This is a genomic window from Neobacillus citreus (genome assembly GCF_018343545.2).
GTDB lineage: Bacteria > Bacillota > Bacilli > Bacillales > Cytobacillaceae > Neobacillus > Neobacillus citreus.
The window spans coordinates 41,862-62,742 of the sequence record NZ_JAGYPE020000007.1; the positions used below are offsets into that span (position 1 = coordinate 41,862).

The following is a 20,881-nucleotide window of genomic DNA, read 5'->3' on the forward strand; positions in this document are numbered from 1 at the left end:
TTTGTTAGATTACAGTAGATCGTTTATTGAAACACAATTTCCTGTTTCAAAAGTATCGAAGGAAAGTTATAAAGAACGTAAAGCCAACCTTGGCCAAACTTTAACAGGATTGGGTAAGTGGTGGGGGCGTAAACCCCTTATCCTTGTTAGGGCGACTGTGTTAGGTGTATTACTTCCTGTTTCTGATAATCCTAAGAAAGACAGAGATATATTCCTGAAAATTCTTACCATGGATGATGAAGGACTATTACTAAGAAAGTCCAAAAACCTAACAACTAAGGAAGTATATAATCTACTCACAAATAAAGAAAAGGAAAGCTACTATACTTCAACATCAACCGAGGAAAAACCGACATATAAAAAAGGAATAACAAAGGCTGAAAAAGAACATTTACAGGAACTCACTTTTAATAGAATGTCTTACGATGAAAAGATAACATACTGTGATCGACCTGAACATGTAACAGGCCTATCTGAAATAGCTTGGACAGAAATTAATAGCCATTTAGAAACCTCAGCTTCAAATCTTCAAGAACTTATACAGCAACTTGGAGAGAAAAGATTTAGTCAAGCTCCAATAATTGGGGACTGCTTTGCAGGTGGGGGGAGTATTCCATTTGAATCGGCAAGAATTGGTGCAAAAGTTTTTGCATCAGATTTAAACCCTGTAGCTTCGGTATTAACATGGTCAGGACTGAATATTGCGGGTGCATCTTCAGATGAAATCAACCAGTTAAGACATTTTCAACATTTTATTTATGATGAAGTTGATAAACAAATAGAGGAATGGAAGATTGAACATAATGAAGAAGGGCATAGAGCTGATTCTTATTTATATTGTAATGAATCAGTTTGTCCTGAATGTGGTTATAATGTTCCGCTCTCACCTTCATGGGTAATTGGTAAAGGTACAAAAACTGTAGCTATATTAAAAGATGATGGTAAAAATGGTTTTGATTTTGATATAGTTCAGGGTGCTTCAAAGGAACAGTTTAATATTGCTGAAAGAATGAAAACAATTAAAGGCAACAATTTATATTGCCCACATTGCAAAAAGGAAACACCGATTGCTGTTCTTCGAAAAGACAGAAAAGATGATCAAGGAGAAACCATTTATGGTTTAAGAAAATGGAATAAGAATGAATTCACGCCAAGACAGAGTGATGTTTTTCAGGAACGCCTATATTGTATTCGTTATGTAAAAAATTATGTTGATGAAAAGGGTAATAATAAGACAGAAAGATATTTTAGGTCGCCGAATTCTGATGATATAAAAAGAGAAGAAAAGGTAATTAAGCTGTTATCTGAAAGATTTCCTGATTGGCAGGAAAAAGGCTATATACCATCATCGTTAATTGAAGGTGGCTATAATAATGATCAACCAATAAGGGAACGTGGATGGCATTATTGGCATCAATTATTTAATCCAAGACAGTTGCTAATATTAGGTTTATTTAATAAGGCAGTTTACGAGCATCATAAAACTAAAAAAGAAGCAGTTTTAGGCTTATTGGGTGTGAATCGATTAGCAGACTATAATTCAAAACTCAGTAGATGGCATAGTGGTGCTTCGGCAGAAAAAAGTGAGCAAACATTTTATAATCAGGCACTGAATACTATTTTTAATTATGGTTTAAGAGCTTTGACTTCTTTAAGAACAGTTTGGTTTATGAATATTAACAACGAACATATAAATGGTAAATCGATTGTAAAAAGTATTGATGCAAGAAGTATTAATGAAGTTTGTAATGTCTGGATTACAGATCCGCCTTATGCTGATGCGGTAAATTATCATGAGCTAACGGAGTTTTTTTTAGCATGGGATAAATTGCTATTAGATAAAATATTACCCGAATGGAGTTCTGATAGTAAAAGAGCATTAGCGGTCAAGGGAACTGGAGAAACTTTCAATAAAAGTATGATTGAAGTTTACAGAAACCTTTCTAACAATATGCCCGATAATGGTACACAAGTAGTTATGTTTACCCACCAAGATGTAAAGGTGTGGGCAGAATTGGCGATGATTTTATGGTCATCAGGTTTAAGAGTTGTATCCGCATGGAATATTGCAACGGAGACAGAGTCAGGTGGTTTAAAAAATGGTAACTATGTAAAAGGAACTGTAATCCTTATATTAAAAAAGCAAACATCACATGATATTGCTTTCCAGGATGAACTTTATAGAAAAATCAAAAAAGAAGTTCAATTCCAGATTGATAGCATGAGAGATCTTGATGACAAAGAGGATCCTAACTTTTCAGATGCAGATTATTTATTGGCATCCTATGCATCTTCCTTAAAGGTACTAACAGCATATAAGGATATTGAAGGTATAGACGTACAGTATGAGTTGTCAAAGCCAAGGAATGCTAACGAGGAAAGCCCAATAGAAGCCTTAATTAATAAGGCAGTAAAATTAGCATACGATTATTTAATTCCAGAAGGAGTAGACAATCTAATTTGGAGAGATTTACTACCTGAAGAGCGATTTTTCATTCGAGGTCTTGAATTAGAAATCGGTAATATTCATCAAATTAGTGCCTACCAGGAATTGGCAAGGGGATTCGGAGTTGGTGACTACCAAGACATGTTTGAAAATTTCAAAGCAAACACTGTCCGATTAAAGACAGCTTCAGAATATCGAACAAAAGGAATCGATAGAGACACTTTCAGTAGTTCTTTAATGAGGCATGTTTTGGTCTCTATTTACCAAAGTGTACAGGCAGAATCAACAGCAGAAGGTAAAAATTATCTAAAAGCAAAGTACGACCAGAATAATGAGTATTGGGATAAACGTTCTGCAATTATGGAGATTCTTGGTTTCATTGCAAGATTTGAAAACATTTCTCATATGAATCATTGGCATCAAGACGCATACTACGCACGATTACTAAGAGAAGCTGTACGCAATGATGGTATTTAAGGTAGGTGCGGACATATGATACGAAGGTATTCTACAAGAAGAGAGGCAGTTAGTGCCTCTCTTTTAAACAATAAATTAAAGAACGCAAAGAATTATGATCGAATTGCAGGATATTTTAGTTCTTCTATTTTAGAAGTTGCAGGAGAGACCTTAGAACAGATTGAGGGGAAAGTTAGAGTAGTATGTAATTCTGGTCTTCACATTAAAGATGTAGAAACTGCAAGGCTTGCTCAATCTGCAATTAGAAGAGAATGGTGTGAATTCAAGCCAGAAGAGTTACCTGATGCATCTAATCGATTTAAAAAATTATATGAATTGCTTTCAACTGGAAAGATGGAAGTAAGAGTTATTCCCGATGAAAAGTTTGGTTTAATTCATGGTAAAGCTGGCATTATAACATTAGATGGTGGTACTAAGACTACCTTTTTAGGAAGTGCTAATGAAACGTACAGTGCTTGGAAGCTAAATTATGAATTAGTTTGGGAAGACGACTCAGAGGATGCAGTTGAGTGGGTGCAAGAGGAATTTGATGCACTCTGGAATGATCCAAGTGCGGTACCATTATCAGAATTCATAATTGAAGATATTAAGAGGATTTCGGAACGAGAAATTATCGATACGGTTGATGAATGGAAGGTAAACCCTAATCCTGCTTCAACAGCGGTAGAGTCTCCTGTAATTAGGGGGGAGTTTGGGCTATGGGAACACCAAAAATATTTTGTGGATTTGGCCTTTAGAGATCATCAACGTAGTCATGGGGCAAGATACATCCTTGCCGATCAAGTTGGTCTTGGAAAGACAATTCAACTTGCGATGTCTGCACAATTAATGGCTTTGTATGGTGAGAAGCCTATTCTTGTGATCGTTCCTAAAACGTTATTGTGGCAGTGGCAGGATGAATTAAGTACATTGTTAAACATTCCTTCTGCTGTTTGGAACGGAAAAGAATGGATTGATGAAAATGGCTTTAATTATCCAAATAGGGGTTTAGAAGATATAAAGAAATGTCCAAGGAAAATTGGTATTGTTTCGCAAGGTCTTATTGTCTCTAAATCTCCAATAATTGAGCATTTGTTATCCAAGGAATATGAATGTGTAATTGTAGATGAAGCACATAGAGCAAGAAGAAAGAATTTAGGTGAAAGCAAGGAAAACCAAAGTCCAGATCCTAATAATCTTTATGATTTCCTATTAAGTATGTCAACAAAAACAAAAAGCATGTTATTGGCAACAGCAACTCCAATTCAATTATATCCTATTGAATTATGGGATTTGATGAATATTCTTTCTCAAAAAAATGAAAGTGTACTTGGAAATCGCTATTCATTATGGAGAAAGAGAGAGCAGATTCCAAGGAGTTTGAAACTTATAACTGGTGAAGAAACGATGGACTTTTTTAATCCTGAAAATTGGGAGTGGCTTCGAAATCCTTTTCCACCGTCTCATGAAGATGAAATGACATTTGGAATGATTAGGAGAAAACTGGGAATAAAAGACGATCAGTTTGTTATCAATACTAATATTCTTGATTTTTCAAAACCAGATCAGGCGAAAATTGGGAGAATTTTAGATAATAACTTTTATCAAAGATATAATCCGTATATACGGCATGTTGTCCGAAGAGAAAGAGGTTATTTAGAAAACAACATTAATCCTGAAACTGGAGAACCTTATTTACAGAAGATTGAAGTGGAATTACATGGTGAAACAGATGAAGATGCTCTCGTTTTATCAAGCTACCTAAAGCAAGCCTATATGTTTGCAGAGGAGTTCTGTAATTTATTAGGAAAGAGGAATAAAAGCAGTGGATTCCTCAAAACATTACTTTTGAAAAGAATTGGTAGCTCCGTTGTAGCAGGATTAAACACAGGCAGAAAAATGCTGAACGAATGGAATACTTCCTTTGCTGAATGGGCTGATGAAGAAGATGACGTTTACGATGAAGGGGATATTAAAAACCTTACTCCCGAAGAAGAAGAACTTCTTGTAAAATATGTAAAGGCTTTAGAGACGAATGAAGCTACTGATCCAAAGTTCGAAAAGGTTGTTCAATTATTAACCGAATGGAAATGGCTTGAAAAGGGTTGTATTATTTTCTCTCAATACTTTGATACCGCCAGATGGGTTGCTCAAAAGCTATCTGAAAAATTCCCAGGAGAAAGTGTTGGGTTATATGCAGGTGGAGATAAATCAGGTATTTTTGTAGATGGTAGTTTTACTAAAAAGGAAAAAGAAGAGTTAAAGTCTTTAGTAAAACAGAGACAACTAAGATTATTAATTGGTACTGATTCTGCAAGTGAGGGGTTAAACTTACAAACATTAGGTACTCTCATTAACCTCGACTTACCTTGGAATCCTACAAGATTGGAGCAACGAAAAGGGCGTATTCAACGTATAGGTCAAGTGAACGATATCGTACATGTTTTTAATTTAAGATATAAAGATTCAGTTGAAGATAGGGTACACAGCTTGCTATCTGAGCGTTTTAAAAATATCCATGGTGTGTTTGGTCAGCTACCAGATGTATTGGAAGATGTCTGGGTTGACATCGCACAAAATGATATAGAAAAGGCAAAACAACGTATTAATGAAGTTCCTCAAAAGCATCCGTTTGAAAATAGATATAACAACTCTGTAGGTAAGATTGATTGGGAAAGCTGTTCTAAAGTGTTAGATCGTAAAGAAATGAGAAAATACTTCGAACAAGGTTGGTAGATAATAACTACAACTAATACTAAAGAGACGCACACATCATTGTGAACGTCTCTTATTTTTAATCAAATAACCTTTTCAATATATCTATCTCTTCATCCATTAATTGAGTATTAGGTTTGGAGGGTATTGCCGTTGTTTTGTCAGTTGTGAAAGATAGTTGTCCACTTTCGATATATTGTTGGATAATCTTATATACTTGCTTCTCCAAACCCTCTTGTTTAGTAGCATTTTTCATTTCCCTCTGTAACAACCCACAGACGAATTTACTTGTGTTTTCTTGTGCGTTCAGATAATGAAAAACATCTTCATATTGTTGGCTGAAACTAATTGTTAATCTTAGAGGTTTCTTTTCCATGGACAGCTCCAATGATTTTGAGGAAGCTATTGCAGTTTGAAAATTGTGGATTGTTTTCGAAGGTTGCCAGAGGGAATTCCTTTTGGAGTAAATCTTGCAAAATGATACTACCACCACCGACAAAAATAATCTCTCGGTTGTTAAAACTAATACCTTTTCCAATTGCTTGATTAAAAATATCTTGAACATGCTCTTGTGTTAGGGATTGGATGATTTCAATGCTTTTCTCTTGTTTTTCTCCACGAATGACAAGATAGCCGTTTTTCATAATACGAAGAGCATCATCACTATTTACGTAGGTTCCGAATTTTTCAGTGAGTTTTTCAGCAATTTTGTTTTGGAGGGTGCTAATGCCTTTGTCTAAGGAAATCATACTGTTCAAGTCGTATTGCACCCCATTGTAACTACAAAATGAAACGTTTAAAGAGCCAACATCAACGACTAAAGAATCTTTCATTCTGAACTCCCCAATACGGTCATATATCGGCCCAAGGGCTTCATTCATTACCATAATTTTTGTAATCCGAAACGTAAACAATTGGTTGTTCACATTTAGAATAATCAATTCCCCATTATTCGTTAGTTCGTATTTGTACATATCTTTAAGTAATCGATCTTTAAATAGACTAATTGGGAAATTAACTGCTAATTGAATGTTTGCTCCTTGTAGGGTGTTCAGTTTTCCTAATAATTGGGCAATGGCTGTGTAGATAGCGATTTTATGCTCTATCGTATTTTTAGTAATTTCATATGAAACCTTATCTTCTCCAACAACATCACCCACCATATACGATTTCCCTTGAAAATGGACATTGAAAGATCCGCTAATTAGGTCAATATCAACATTTTTTGCTTCTTGCACTTTTGTACGGAAAATATTTGAGTATTCTTTTCCATCGTGTAAACATTTTGATTTAGTGCTGTGCTTACCTGAATCGCAAGCTACTAAAATCTCATTCATCTGCTTCATTCCTTTCTATGATTTATTGTTAAATACCTTTTATCATATGCAACTCTGTATGAAATATAAGAAGTTATATGAAAATATTTGTCTTATAGTGTCATATATTTCATACAAAAAAAATTGTTTGAAGAACTTGCCCCAAACCCTTGTTACTAATAGGTTTGCATTATTTGTAATTACGGAACAATAAACTCTACTATATATATTTAGATTCAACATAATCCTATTGAGAAATTGCTTAGGGGTAATCTCTACAACAATTGATATTGTGGTAAAACACTGCAAATTTTTATCTGGGGAAGCCTTAAAGACCTCTTGTACTGTAGAATCCTCGCATCATGCGAAGCCTAAAGATGATCGGAATAAAACATTTCATATATCTTAGAGCCTGTATAGGTTGTATTCTGACTGACTTATTGCAACGTCTATCAGCGAATGGATTTGAAAATTGGCAACAAACAATATTGGTTTTTGATTCTATGTATAACAACTGATTATCGAGTATTTAAAAAAGTATCACCTATATTGAATTTACATCCATCTAATGGCTTATCCCTTTGGTGAAGTGCAGATACCTTTATGGACTTCCAAGCGTAAGCGACCATTAAAAGTTACCCTCTAAGATGAACGAAGGTTATCTAAAGGGAACTGCAAAAAAGAGCCGATTGCTAAAAGAATTTGCAAGAAATATTGCCAATGACCTCAGAGTTTGCAAGCATTCTCGTAAACTATCTTTTTTGAATGCAATATATAGGTATTTGTTTTGACCTACTTGACTATTTAGTCAACATTAGGAGGAATTTGCAACCTAAGACAGCCAAAGTATATGGGTGAATCCACATCAACAAGCATAGCTTGTCAGTTAAAAGTTACGGTTTTCATCCTTATGATGTCGAGTGATTCATATAGAAATTGAAAAAAGAAACCGCATATCAACAACGTTTATTGCTGTATCGAAACCATAAATGATTTTTGTAGTTGCAATATATAGGTATATGTTTTGACCTACTTGATTTTTTACTCAACATTTATAGGCATTTGCAACCAAAGACAGCCACAATATACGGATGAACCCAAATCAACAAGCATAGCTTGTCAGTTAAAAGTTATTCTTTTCATCCTTTTATTGTTGAATGAATCCTATAGCAATAGGATAAAAGGAATTTATTTAGCAACAATGGATATTGTAATTTGAAATTTGCTTTAATTCTGGAATAACACATTTCTCAAAGAGAATTTTTATCATAGACATTAGGCTCTTCCTTTTGTGCAACGGATATTTACTGGAAGCATTGATATTAAAGGGCTTTAGGGGATTTGGGAAATCTTATTTTGCAGATTAATTGACCAAAAACGATCATGAAATGGCTTAGACGGTATAAAGCATAAAACGAATTGTACCTAATAAATAAACTTCATATAATCATTGTGTAATTAAAGTTAAGAAAGGATGATTACTCAATGAAAAGTTTAGATCATATATTCAAGTTAAAAGTTTCAAAAAAGTATTTAAGAAAAAAGGCAAATAAAAGAATAAAAGAAGAAAAAATAAGATTAAAGAATGTGGGGCTACTTGGTGACGCTTTAGATGAAAGAATTAAAACAATTCGCCTTACTGAGATGAAAAAGGTAGATGATGGTAGACTAACAGGATGGAGGATAATTAGAAAAAGCCAGAAGAATGATATGAGAAAATATCTTATCTATAATGGTAGATTAAAAGGTATTGTAATCCAGAAAATAAATTTCAACCTACCAAGAAGTGTAAAGACTCATGAGGATTTTACGAGGTATGTTTTAAGACAAAATTTATTTGCTGAGATATTTACTGAATTACAGCAATATGAAGGAAAGCGTTCATTTCCATGTTTCCTATTTGCTGAAAATTGGGCTTCTATCAGTAAAGATAATAATGGAATATTCCATTACTTTACCAATCGACCTAATGGTTCTTCGGTTAGCCTTAATGTCTTTGACCTTTTTGAAATAATATGTTCAAAGGAAGGGGAATCTTTTGCAGTTCATCGTAGAATATTAATACAAATTCTTGGGTGTTCTTACTCAGAGCATAAATGGGAAATGAAACAAATGAATAAAGTGCAAATTAATAATGATAACATTCAGAATGCTAAAATAGACTGGCACAATCAGTACCACTCATTACTAAAGTTGACTCAAAGCTACTTGGACATCCTCTTAAAAATAATCACCCACAGTGAAAAGCACGTAATTTCAAAACGATATTCCTATAAGAATGAATCGCTCTTCTATGTATCATCTCGATACTTAGGTGATGCTCTTAATAGAGATCCTTCAAACGTTAGACGAGCTGTTAATATGTTTGCTTGCCTCGGTCTTATAGAAAAAGTGCCACCAACTATTGAAGGCTTTCCATTGGAATTTCTCAAAAGTGCTATGAAGATTAGAGGAAATATTGACAATTACAAACTTGTTACCTTCTTCATTATCCCTCAATATACAAAAAAGCTCCTTCGAATAGCGGAAGCAAAAGCACAAAAACTCCTCAAAAATAAAATCACTAATATCACAAAATTAAATGAGAAAACGATGACTGCTGTATTTGGAGAGAACTATGCAAAGTCGGTTTACTTTGTAAAGGAGATTGATATACAGCAGTTGGTAAAGCAATCAAAAGTTGACCTTTCAAAATGCAAACAAGCTGATACATTCAGAAGCAAAAGGGAAATTGAACGGTTAGAGTCTCAACCAGGCACTTTTGGTAATGATATGCTTCCTTTTTAGATATGGTTAAGGCTCGAACAAGCTCCAACCAAAATGTTGTTAAAAGTAGTAGCGTTTAGCTGTAAAATATAATAGTAAACAAAACTACTATAAATAAAGGAGAAATTAAAATTGAATGAATTATATCTACCGAATGGTTATGAGCATACAAACTTCCAAAACTTCGACTTAATCTACGAGGGAATAAAAAGTAAAGGCATCTATTTACTGGAATACGATGACACTTACTTGAAAGATGCATTTGTTACCCAACTTGCAGAGAAGTTTATAAATAAAGGATCACATGTATTGATTGTTCAGAAAGAACAGCCGTCATGTTCCATGAAAGATATAATTTTGAGCCGAATGCTATTCAGACAAAATCCTCATAATTTCACTTCAATAGCTGAAATTGAACATGAAGCGGTTGAATTACTATCTTCCTCATTCCAATCCCAAGTCGATTCTCTTATTATCAATACAGAGATCGTATTCCCCCAATCTAAACAACCACATGATTGTCTTCAACTTATATCTCAATCATTAGACCAAAATCCTGAAATAAAATTTATTATATGGGATAGCAATACAAAGTATTTTCTTTCGTCAAACCTAATTCCTGTATTATCAAGGATCACATTCAAGTATAAGATTCCCGTTCTAATCACCTCGAAAATCTCCGTTGGGAAGTTCTTCAATCAGGATGTGTTTCTTCCTGCATACCTTCCATTTTCCCTATATCTACACTCTGATCATCCAAACTTATTCTCTCGTTCAAATTTAAAAGATGTCGCTTATGAGTTTCAGCTTGACGTTAGAACTACTTCAAACAAGAAACTGCGGAGTTATTTTACTTTTCGCCCCGCAAGTGCTTATTGTCAAGAAGGTTAGAGGAGGAACGAAATCTATGCAAGCATTGAGAAAGCAATATAATAACAATTCGAGGAAGTCGATGGTATATACAAAATCCCTTAGTTTTGCTAAGGATGTGTATGCTACTTCGGAACATTTCCCTGATTTAGTTATTCGTGAGAAGTTAAGGGAATCAGCAATTTCAATCGGAACAAATATTGCTCAAAGTCGTGTAACAATGTATCATGCCAAGGAGTTTAACTATCTAAATGGTGCGTTATTATGCATTAGCCAATGTAGAACGCTTTTGCAATTGGCATTAGTACGTGGGTTTCTAATGTATGAGGAATTTCAAGAGGCTGAATGCAAGGCAGTTGAACTTCTAAAAATGTCATTTACTCTGATAAAGAGGCTTGAACAGTATGTTACAAATATAGAGGTGGAAAAGTGGATGGTAGAGGACTTTCGTCAATCCCACTTGTATAATCGCTCCATCGACCTAATGCAAACTATTTATTGGTTGGTAGATAGTGTAGATTTCGAAATCAATTATGAAATAGCAGAGGAAGCATATCGACTGGCAATAAATAACCCACTATTCATAGCAACTGGTATAGGTCAATTGAACGTTAAAGTAAGGATTAAAAAATTCAATGAAGCAAAGGACAATTTGGGAAAATTGAGCAGGTACTTGCGACAATTCAACAAAACAGCCTGTAACAATAGAGCAGAGTTGAAAGCCATTGAAGAGTGTAGGATTCAAGTAGTGAAATTATTAAACAGTTATTTTGGGCGATTGAAAAGCTCGAACACAATAGAGCAAGTCAAGTAGATTCAAAACTTGATAATTGCTATACCATTATATTAGTTGATGGTCTTCGAATATCCCCAATAAAAATCCTCTAAATTATCAACCCCAGTTAAGTGATACTCTCTAAATGAATCACAATTTCAGCGTTGACTAAGAGCCAATATTATTTGTAAGGAGATTTATATGTTAGCAATAAAGGAGTATATTGGAAACTTTCGAGATTTGATTGTCTATAAAAAGGCACTTCTGCTCCGAAAGGAAATCTATACAATGATTAAGACTTTGAAATCTTCCGATAGGTTTATAAAGAATTCGTTGAAAAAAGCGAGTTGTGCAGTTGTTGCAAATATAGCGGAAGGAAATGGGAACTATTATTATGGTAGAGAGTATGACCATTTAGATATTGCAATGTGTAAGTTAGAAAAATGCCAGTCCTTGATGGATATATTGTTTATACAAGAGAAGTTAGTGGCAGAAAAATATAATAGATTTCAAGCTCATACAAAAGAAATTGCAAGAATGATAAATGCTTTAATGAAAAGAAATGAACCTTATCTATCATCTGAATTTAAGCCAGTTTCAAGGTGTTCAATTAGCTTGGACAAGATTACAAGCCAAGAAGACACTTTTGATAGAGTAAAGGTATTTAGAAATGCTATTAAAAAGATGGCAGGAAGACTCCCTAAAGAAGAGTCGAGTAACTTATTCGATCAATTAAATAGGGCAGTTGATAGCGTCTATAACAATTTCACCAAATCAAATGGTGCAAATTCAGGTAGGCGGTTTCAAAAATTAAATTATTCGATTGGAAGTCTATCCGAGATTCGCTCTTTTTTGGACATCGTGGTAATGGAGAATTTCATCACAAAATCTGAATACGTTCATTTGGATGAAGAAGCTGGGGAGATTCAACTGGAATTTGTAAAGAGATGCAACAATTTAATTGTTTAATATGAGGTAAGTTAGTTGAACCTGCCCCGTTTTAGGAGCCGTATTTAAAAGGCATGATGGTGACGGGAATCTGTATGGTAAGGTGTTTGTTAATAAAGGATGCTATTAGAAATAGATTGTACATTAAATTTTATAGATGAATCAAAAGATTTATCACCTGAATTACTGTTTCGTTAGCCAAAACCAGGTAACAACAGGTATTAGTTATAAATGAAAGACAGCGATAGTCAGATATGAAATCAATATTTTAAAGGAGGAATAGTAAATGAAAACAATTATTAGATTTCCAGATGGTCAACAAATTATCGGAGAACCAGAATCAATATTAGAGGTAATTGCAGTATCCCAAATGTATTATGTAGGTGAACTTTATAAATTTTTTGTAGATACAATTAAAGGAGATTATGAAGGAATCGAAGGTTTCATTGAATCCGATGGTGAACACCCGAAATACAAAATAGAATTTTCCTTTGATAAAAAGGAGGATAGAGATTTATACCTTTTACTAAATAGTAAACTATATTTGGAAGATCACGTTAAGATAGTGGAAAATTTATTAACGAATGCTGTGAAAATAAACCATTTGTCGAAAAAGAAATTCGAAGCGGCTATGAAATCCTTGAAACCTGTTCAAGTAGAATTGGATCGAATAAATGAAATGATTTCAAAATCCTCATAAAAATCCTCAATAGCCCCTAATAAGAAGAAGCCTATTCATAATAAAATATCCTGCTGTTCTTAGATTCGCAATATATTGAAACTGTCTACAGAAATAAGAATTATGTACAAGGTTTATCCAAATAGAATATATCAATATGCCTCGGCATTATGCAATCTCACATTGCATAATGCCGAGGCATATATTATAATTTGTTTAACGGAGGTGGAAAATCATGGGTTCACCACAACTAAAAGAAAAAGATGCGGAGTTAGTAATAAAGAATCTAAAACTTCTACGTCAGACTATGAAATGGACACAAGAAGATTTGGCAAAAAGAGTTGGTGTTACAAGACAAACCATCACGGCCATAGAAAGTGGCAAAATGATTCCATCTAAAACGTTAGCACTCGCTATTTTAGGTATATTTACTTCTTTGGCTCTTCTTCCAACTGTGGGTGTAGTAGTGAAAGCAGTATTGGATTCAACTAAATTGAATGACTTATGGAAGAAAGTTATCAAAGGAGAGGAATAGTAATGGAGAAGAATAATCAAGAAAAAGATCGAGTAAAAGTTGGGTTTGGTAAATTTAGTTTTGAAATGAGTGGAGACTTTGTAAAAGAAAACGGTAAAATTTTATCAATTGGTGCTGTTGCCTGTGGGATTATTTTTGTATCAGGTATTACATATGCAGTTACTAAGAATGGGGAAGTTGCTAAAGAAGTTGCAGATAAAGTAACAAAACTCATACCGAAGTCAGCGTAATATCCTTAAATAGTTTAAGCACTCTTTTTTCCAAAGAGTGCTTTTAGTCTTTTTCCATTGTAAGCTAAAATCAAAATCCTCTATGCATACAGCCAAATCAAACAGATCCAATGGGGAGGTCTGCGATTTTTTGTAATCGGGATAGTCACAAAATCATACGATTGGGGAGTATGAAAATAAGCATCCCAAAACCTCTAATTTATAATTTAGGAATGTTACAGGCCCTTCACATACGTTTTGAAACGTCTTATAATGATCATATACAAACGTACATTCGCAAGGAGGGGATTGTTATAAAAATTGGATATTGTCGGGTTTCGTCTTTGTCGCAAAATCCTGCAAGGCAGATTAAAGCACTTGAAGAACAAGGTGTAGAGAAATGCTTTATTGAAAAGTTAAGTGGTAAGGATAAAAATAGACCGAAATTGCAAGAAATGATGAACTTTATTAGAGAAGGAGATACTCTGGTAGTCGAGTCTATATCAAGACTTGCTCGCAATACGAAAGATTTTCTGGAAATTGTCAACGATTTAACAGATCGAGGGGTAGAAGTAGTAAGTTTAAAAGAAAGCATAGACACCTCAACTCCCCAGGGGAAATTCATATGCACCATATTTGGAGCCTTGTATGAACTCGAACGGGAAAGTATTAAACAACGGCAAATGGAGGGAATTACCATAGCCAAAGAGAAAGGAGTTGCTTTTGGAAGACCGCCTATTCAAATTGATGACAACTTTATGCGGGAATACAAGCGTTGGAAAGAGAGAAAACAAACAGCGGTTCAAACTTATAAGAAGTTAAATATATCCCGCACATCTTTTTATCGGAAAGTTCAACAAATTGAAAGGGATAAGGATGTAGTAGAAAGTTAGTCTTGTTTGAGTTACTTCTATTATATAGCTTTAGCTTGTTCACAATAGAAAGGAGAATAAAAACATTGAATGAAAATTTGAATAACATGAAAAAAGCCACGATTTCTTAGGCAAAACCTCAAAAAAAAACTTTGGGTGTTGCCTAAAAAGAAATCGTGGCTTTTGCTTTGCCCAGAGTGAATGAGGTGGATTAATGGTTCAAGATAATTGTAGTCCCAAAACAAAAAGGTTAATAGCTGATGGTCGTGGACAAGGGCTTGGTAAGGACTATCAACCTTGGACAAAAACTCATGAATATTCTTCTAAAGGAAGGGCAACCCGAATTCTTGGAATCAAGACTGGGAGAATTCATCATCTGCAATCTGATAACCAATATAGAGCTTTTTTAACATTTGAATATTGTGGGAAAGTTGTGGATATCAGGGAGACCTATCCACTTTTAGATGTATTAGAAGTAATAGATGATAAAGATGATTTACGGTTCGATAAGTTTCAGGATAAAGAGACCAAGGAACTGTACGTAATTACTACTAACTTTGTATTAACAGTACGAGAGCCAAATGGAACCGAAAAGTATGTTGCAAGAACAATTAAAAATACGTCTGAGCTAAAAAGAAAAATAACTATAGAAAAACTGGAAATAGAAAGACGTTATTGGTCTCAAAAGGGAATTGACTGGAAGGTAATAACTGAGAAGCAACTACCTCGTCAACTTGCAAAAAACATTGAATGGGTAAGAGAAACACTGTTAGAAGGAAGTGAGGAAGAATTAAATAAAGAGAAGCTATCGATAATGTTACTCAAACATCTGTTAGAAAATGATGAACAATCAATAATAGAATTACTAAAGCTCTTTGAAAGAGCGGAAGGATTGAAGAAAGGATCAGCTCTATTCTTATTTAGATATTTATTAGCAAAAAAGGAATTAAAGATTGATATGAGTAAAGTAATTGATTTATCAACAAGCGTTAGAAATCTCATTTTGTAATTTGGCGGTGATGGAATGAAATTTTCAGAAAATATGCTTCTTCAATACAAGGATGGCAAAGTAATTAGAATTGCATTTAATAATCGACTTTCTTCTATTGTATATGTAGTAGACATGGAAGGGGACAGATGGGCTTATTCAATGGAAAGGGAAACACTAATATCATTATTTGAAATAAGTGAAATTAGTAGATTAACGGATAATTACTTTCATCGTCATGTTGATGAAGAAGAGCTAACTAATGCTGAAAAATTGAGAAGAGATCATGCATGGGAAGTTGTAAATTACGTTTTTGACCAATTGGAAAGTGAAGAGCAGATATTCATAACTAAATATAGAAATCAGGCAATTAAAAATGCAGTAGTACATTTTCAAATTAATTATCGAACAGTAAAGAAGTACCTAATAGCAATATGGAGAAATGGAAAGACTCGTAATTCCCTGTTACCGTCTTTTAATAGGTGCGGTGGGAAGGGACAAGAGAAGAAAATGGGCGAACGAAAGAGGGGAAGACCAAGATCAAGTGAGAATGAACAGGGAGTTAATATTGATGAAAAAATAAAGAAATATTTTCAGATAGGCTTAAATCGCTACTACTATAATGACAAACAGAATTCTTTGAAAACTGCATATGAATTGACCATTCGAGATTTCTTCACGGTAAAGAAAAAAGAGCAGAATGGAGATATTGTATCTATATTAAAGGATTCTTCGAAAATACCAAGTTATCATCAATTTTTATACTGGTATAAGAAGTTCAATAATCCTAAAAAGGAAATCTCCAAGAGAAATGGTTCAAGGGTATATCATCAAAAGTATAGAGGTATTATTGGAAACTCAACCCAAGATGCAGGATTAGGGCCTGCTACTTTGTGGCAGACAGATTCTACACCACTCGACATACACTGTGTTTCAAGTATAAATAGGAGTATTTTGGTAGGGAAACCCTTGCTTCATATTGTAATAGATGTATATTCACGAAAAATCGTAGGGTTTAGCCTAAGTTTTGAATCATTAAACTCTTATAGCGGAGCAATGATGGCTCTATTAAATAGCATGATTTCGAAAAAGGAATTTTGTAAGCGGTATGGTATTGAGATCGAAGATGAATGGGATGTTGCTTGTATCCCACAAAAAGTTTTTACAGACCGAGGGGAACTTAACGGTAAGCAAATCGAAAGTGCGATAGAAGGGTTAGGTATTTCAATTCAAAATAGCCCCAGCTATCGACCTGAGACAAAGGGAATTATTGAATCTATGTTCTATCATATGACAGCAAGAATAAAACCTCACGTAGATGGAGTGATTATAAATGGGAATCGAGTTCGTGAACGAGGAGAGATCGATCCCCGATTGCAAGCAAATCTTTCGATTGATGAAGTAGCGGCAGTCCTTATAAAATGCATCATTTTCTACAATAATTTTCATGTTATTGAAGATTACCCATTAACAGAACTAATGATTGAGAAAGGAATTGAAAAAATCCCAAGGCAAATATGGGAATTTGGGTTAAAACATGAGAAAGGACAACTGCGAGTTTTACCAGAAGAGATGATTAAAATGCATCTTTTCCCCAAAAGTGAGGGTTTAATTACTTCAAAAGGTGTGAAACATAAGCAACTTCTCTATGCATCGCAATTCAGTTTAAAGAATAATTGGTTTGAAACAGCAAGGATTGAGGGGAGTTCTAAAATAAAAATCTGGTATGATCCAAGAGATTTAACACATATTTATACAAAAAACGAAGAAGATAATGGATTTCATCAATTAACGCTTTTAGATCACCTAATAAAGTTTCAAAATAAAGCAATTGAAGAAATTGAGCAAATCGTAAAGCATGAAAAAGAAATTGATAAGAAGGGTAAGGCGAGGGAATTACAAGAAAAAATGAAGCTATTTGATGATATTGAAAAGATTGTTAGCAAAGGAAAAGAAAGAACGGAAGCTGATAGAGATGACTCAATCAGCAAAACTCAAAAGATTAAAGGAATTAAAGAGAATCAAAAGAAAGAGCGAGAACTACAACGAGAATTGAGTAGAGCGGAAGGAGGAGAGGTTAATATTGAGTACCAACAAGCATTCGTTTCAGAAGAGCAATACGATGATGAATTAGATTTATTTAGAAGTCTACAAGATTGGAAGGATACGGATGGATAAAATTATATTTTTGCAGAATGGTATGGAGGCTGTAGAGGCTAATTATACACAATTTCCATTGGAAGAATTCAATCAAAATCCTTTTATTCAAGCCCTTCCACCTCTCGCAGATAAAACTGAAATAATAAGACAACTTACTGTCAAACCAGTGTATAAAAAAGAAGAAAGGGATATTGATAGTATCTATCGTCTGCATATGACTCAAAGGCTATATCAATTCTTCCAACCGCTTCCGATTCATCTTGAAATGTATAATATGGTTCATTCTCTGATAATACAAGGATATTTGGCAAGAAATCCTTTTGATAAAAATTATAATCGTTATATTAATGAAACAGGTAAACAGATTATTAACAGAGTATATGATATTAATAGTAGAACGAATTTTAGGACAACCGCCTCCTGTGGCACATTAATAGGTTTTTCTGGAATGGGGAAAACCACGTCACTCAATAGAATACTTTCCAATATACCCCAAGTTATCATTCACAATGAATATAATGGTAATCATTTTAATCAGATACAGCTTGTTTGGTTAAAGCTCGATGCACCGCCAACATCGAGTCTGAAAGCATTGTGTTTGCAATTTTTTATGAAAGTTGATGAATTACTTGGTACAAATAATTATAAAACGTATGTATCGAGAAATCTGTCGGTAGATTCAATGTTACCTTTGATTGGACAGCTTGCAAATAATATTGGTTTGGGCATGCTTGTAATCGATGAAATCCAAGTAATTAATCGTAAAACAGATCAAATCATGAATTTCTTTGTGAATTTAATTAATGTAGGTGTAAACCTTGTACTTATAGGTACACCAGGTTCGTATGAATTATTCAGAAAAGAGTTAAGAATTGCAAGGCGATTAACTGGGAATGCAGAAATCATTTACAATAATATGGAGAATAATGCTGAGTTCAAGTTTTTATTAGAATCAATGTGGAAATATCAATGGACAAAAAACTTCACGCCAATAAATGACGAATTCTTAAAGTTATTTTATGAGGAAACACAAGGGATTTCAGCCTTGGTAGTCTCTCTTTTTGTCTACTCTCAGCAAGAAGCAATAAAAACTGGGAAAGAGGCATTAGATATTAAATTAGTAAGAAAAGTGGCAAAAACTAAATTCAAGCTCATGAAGGAAATGTTAGATGCGATTCGATCAGGGAATCCATATAAGATTGCAAAGTATGATGATATTAGAAGAATTGATATTAACGGTGAAGAAAGAGTACCAACAGATGTGTACGTAAATAGGGGTAAAAAAGGTGAATCTCAAAAACAAGAAACGTCAAAAGTTTCTGGCATAAGTAAGAAAATAAATGAGACTAATAATACACCAATATCAAAACCGAAAAAAGTATCCGAATACAAAAAAGAGGATCTTCGGCAATTTTCAAATCAAAAGAATAGTGAGAACAAAAATGTTTACGAATTATTGCTGGAAAATGGGATGGTAGACGAAATGGCTTTTTGGATTAAGAGTGATTTGGAATGATTAATTTTTTTCCAATTCTATATAAAGATGAACTTCTTTTTAGTGCTATTTCAAGATATAAGCAAATGTGTGGAATAATAAGTAATCAGGCTTTAGAAAGGGAATTATTTAATAAAATAAGGCAGAAGTTAGTCTTTTTTCCTATTCATCTTGATGCATTGATTTCCAATCTCCCTCCTAATTCAAAAATAACGGTTGAAGAAATTATTAAATTTCACAGCATGGCTCCATTCTACACATCGTTTTTATCAAGTGAAAAAACTAAGGAAATATATAGTGCTATGACTAAAGGTAATAAAAGCAATGTAGAAAGGATAGCGGGAATTGGGGGAAGTAGAGTCAAGTCTGGTGATCGATTAAGATATTGTCCTCTATGCTTTAAGTATGATCTTAATGAAAATGGAATTAGTTATTGGAGAAGACTTCATCAGATTCCAGGTGTTCTTTACTGTCCAAAGCATAAAGTTCTCTTAAAAGATAGTAAAGTTATAATAACTGATTATTGGTCAGAATATTATTGTGCAGATGAAGATACTTGCAACAGTAAATTAAAAGACGACAATTTTCCTGCAAGAATTAGAGAACTAAATATGAGGTATATCGAAAATGTATGCGACTTGTTATATGGAAACACAAAAAGAAAGGAATTATCTTTTATTATCAGCTTCTATATTGATAAACTGCGGGAAAGAGGACTTGCTTCACAGGGCGGAACAATTTATATGGAAAAATTAGTAGAGAACTTTTTGCACTTTTACCCATTGGACTATTTAGAACTTATGCAAAGTGAGGTAAATACTGAACAGGAGGCAAATTGGTTAAGAATCTTTGTTAGGTACAACAATAAAAATAGAAGTCCGTTGAGACACCTGTTGTTTCTTCAATTTTTAGAGATTGATGTAGTCGAATTCTTTAATACTAAGAAAGTTATAGGCAAACAAACGACAGATAAAAAACGTACGCCCCTTTATAAAATCGAAGAAAAGAGGAATGAATGGCTCAAATTAATCAATGATAATCCTCATGCAAATCGTAGTGAGTTAAAACGAATAGGCAAGGGATTACATACGTGGATTTATAAGTATGACAGAGAATGGTACAACCAGGTTACACCAAGAAGTAAAACAAGAAAGAAAAGGGCTGATGTAATCGATTGGGAAAAACGTGATGAAGAGTGTTTAGAACTTGCTAAAAATGCAGTAGGAGAACTCTATCAAACTGAAGGAAAGCCAAAGAGAATTTCTCCACTTAATATAAGAAAGATAATTGGTGTAAAGCGATGGTTTAATCACCAAAAACTTGTTAAAACCAGACAATTTATAAAGGAAATTACCGAAGATATAGACAGCTACAGAATAAGAAAAATTGAATGGGCTATTAAAGAAATGAAGAAGGATGGGGAATTGTTGACGGCTTATAAAATTCAAAGGAAAGTAGGGTTTGATGGAGGGGATACACATATCAAGGAACTAATAATGAAAGTATTGAGCAAATATGAACGATTTGAAAATTAATGATGGATGTTAAAGAAATAATAAATCTATAAGAAGGACTGTTGGAAAAATTCAACAGTTTTTTTATTTTTTCAATGGTTAAATCTACATTATATTGTTTCCATAAGTTGTGAATT

At 33.8% G+C, this 20,881-nt stretch carries 16 protein-coding genes; 14 read left to right on the forward strand and 2 right to left on the reverse strand.

Features of this window, described 5'->3' with window-relative positions; translation table 11 throughout:
• Position 1: 1 nt before the first annotated feature.
• Positions 2 to 2,923, forward strand: a complete 2,922-nt coding sequence (locus KHB02_RS06070; RefSeq protein WP_213147725.1) for an anti-phage-associated DUF1156 domain-containing protein — start codon at positions 2 to 4, stop codon at positions 2,921 to 2,923.
• Positions 2,924 to 2,938: 15 nt separating this feature from the next.
• Positions 2,939 to 5,638, forward strand: coding sequence for a phospholipase D-like domain-containing anti-phage protein (locus KHB02_RS06075; RefSeq protein ID WP_213147724.1), 2,700 nt, complete (start codon positions 2,939 to 2,941; stop codon positions 5,636 to 5,638).
• Between the two features lie 58 nt (positions 5,639 to 5,696).
• Here KHB02_RS06075 and KHB02_RS06080 read toward each other — a convergent pair whose 3' ends face one another.
• Together KHB02_RS06080 and KHB02_RS06085 are read right to left on the reverse strand one after the other, a co-directional pair.
• Positions 5,697 to 5,993 (reverse strand): hypothetical protein, encoded by a 297-nt coding sequence (locus KHB02_RS06080; RefSeq protein ID WP_213147723.1) that lies wholly within the window; start codon positions 5,991 to 5,993, stop codon positions 5,697 to 5,699.
• Positions 5,962 to 6,954: a ParM/StbA family protein gene (locus KHB02_RS06085; RefSeq protein WP_213147722.1), complete on the reverse strand. Its 993-nt coding sequence runs from the start codon at positions 6,952 to 6,954 to the stop codon at positions 5,962 to 5,964. The genes KHB02_RS06080 and KHB02_RS06085 overlap by 32 nt, the downstream gene beginning before the upstream one ends.
• A 1,464-nt stretch (positions 6,955 to 8,418) precedes the next feature.
• Between KHB02_RS06085 and KHB02_RS06090 the strand changes: the two genes are divergently transcribed.
• The 12 genes from KHB02_RS06090 (at position 8,419) to KHB02_RS06145 (ending at position 20,765) form a co-directional block, all read left to right on the forward strand.
• Positions 8,419 to 9,720, forward strand: coding sequence for a hypothetical protein (locus tag KHB02_RS06090; protein WP_213147721.1), 1,302 nt, complete (start codon positions 8,419 to 8,421; stop codon positions 9,718 to 9,720).
• A 111-nt stretch (positions 9,721 to 9,831) separates the two neighbouring features.
• On the forward strand, positions 9,832 to 10,590 hold the full coding sequence (locus KHB02_RS06095) for a hypothetical protein (protein WP_213147720.1): 759 nt from the start codon (positions 9,832 to 9,834) through the stop codon (positions 10,588 to 10,590).
• Positions 10,591 to 10,606: 16 nt separating this feature from the next.
• On the forward strand, positions 10,607 to 11,383 hold the full coding sequence (locus tag KHB02_RS06100) for a four helix bundle protein (protein WP_213147719.1): 777 nt from the start codon (positions 10,607 to 10,609) through the stop codon (positions 11,381 to 11,383).
• A gap of 162 nt (positions 11,384 to 11,545) precedes the next feature.
• Positions 11,546 to 12,313: a four helix bundle protein gene (locus tag KHB02_RS06105; RefSeq protein WP_213147718.1), complete on the forward strand. Its 768-nt coding sequence runs from the start codon at positions 11,546 to 11,548 to the stop codon at positions 12,311 to 12,313.
• A 265-nt stretch (positions 12,314 to 12,578) separates the two neighbouring features.
• Positions 12,579 to 12,992 carry a hypothetical protein gene (locus tag KHB02_RS06110; protein ID WP_213147717.1) on the forward strand — a complete coding sequence of 138 codons (414 nt, stop codon included), beginning with the start codon at positions 12,579 to 12,581 and terminating at the stop codon, positions 12,990 to 12,992.
• 214 nt (positions 12,993 to 13,206) lie between these two features.
• Positions 13,207 to 13,506 carry a helix-turn-helix transcriptional regulator gene (locus KHB02_RS06115; protein ID WP_213147716.1) on the forward strand — a complete coding sequence of 100 codons (300 nt, stop codon included), beginning with the start codon at positions 13,207 to 13,209 and terminating at the stop codon, positions 13,504 to 13,506.
• Between the two features lie 2 nt (positions 13,507 to 13,508).
• Positions 13,509 to 13,736 (forward strand): hypothetical protein, encoded by a 228-nt coding sequence (locus tag KHB02_RS06120; RefSeq protein ID WP_213147715.1) that lies wholly within the window; start codon positions 13,509 to 13,511, stop codon positions 13,734 to 13,736.
• Positions 13,737 to 13,906: 170 nt separating this feature from the next.
• Complete coding sequence (locus KHB02_RS06125; RefSeq protein WP_241113747.1) at positions 13,907 to 14,608, forward strand: recombinase family protein; 702 nt, start codon at positions 13,907 to 13,909, stop codon at positions 14,606 to 14,608.
• 193 nt (positions 14,609 to 14,801) lie between these two features.
• The gene (locus KHB02_RS06130; RefSeq protein WP_213147714.1) at positions 14,802 to 15,596 is read left to right on the forward strand and encodes a TnsA endonuclease N-terminal domain-containing protein; all 795 of its coding nucleotides are present in this window, start codon (positions 14,802 to 14,804) and stop codon (positions 15,594 to 15,596) included.
• Between the two features lie 15 nt (positions 15,597 to 15,611).
• Positions 15,612 to 17,753 carry an integrase catalytic domain-containing protein gene (locus KHB02_RS06135; protein WP_213147713.1) on the forward strand — a complete coding sequence of 714 codons (2,142 nt, stop codon included), beginning with the start codon at positions 15,612 to 15,614 and terminating at the stop codon, positions 17,751 to 17,753.
• The gene (locus KHB02_RS06140; RefSeq protein ID WP_213147712.1) at positions 17,746 to 19,251 is read left to right on the forward strand and encodes an ATP-binding protein; all 1,506 of its coding nucleotides are present in this window, start codon (positions 17,746 to 17,748) and stop codon (positions 19,249 to 19,251) included. Before KHB02_RS06135 ends, KHB02_RS06140 begins: the two co-directional genes overlap by 8 nt.
• Positions 19,248 to 20,765 (forward strand): TnsD family Tn7-like transposition protein, encoded by a 1,518-nt coding sequence (locus KHB02_RS06145; RefSeq protein WP_213147711.1) that lies wholly within the window; start codon positions 19,248 to 19,250, stop codon positions 20,763 to 20,765. Before KHB02_RS06140 ends, KHB02_RS06145 begins: the two co-directional genes overlap by 4 nt.
• The last annotated feature ends 116 nt before the right edge of the window (positions 20,766 to 20,881 follow it).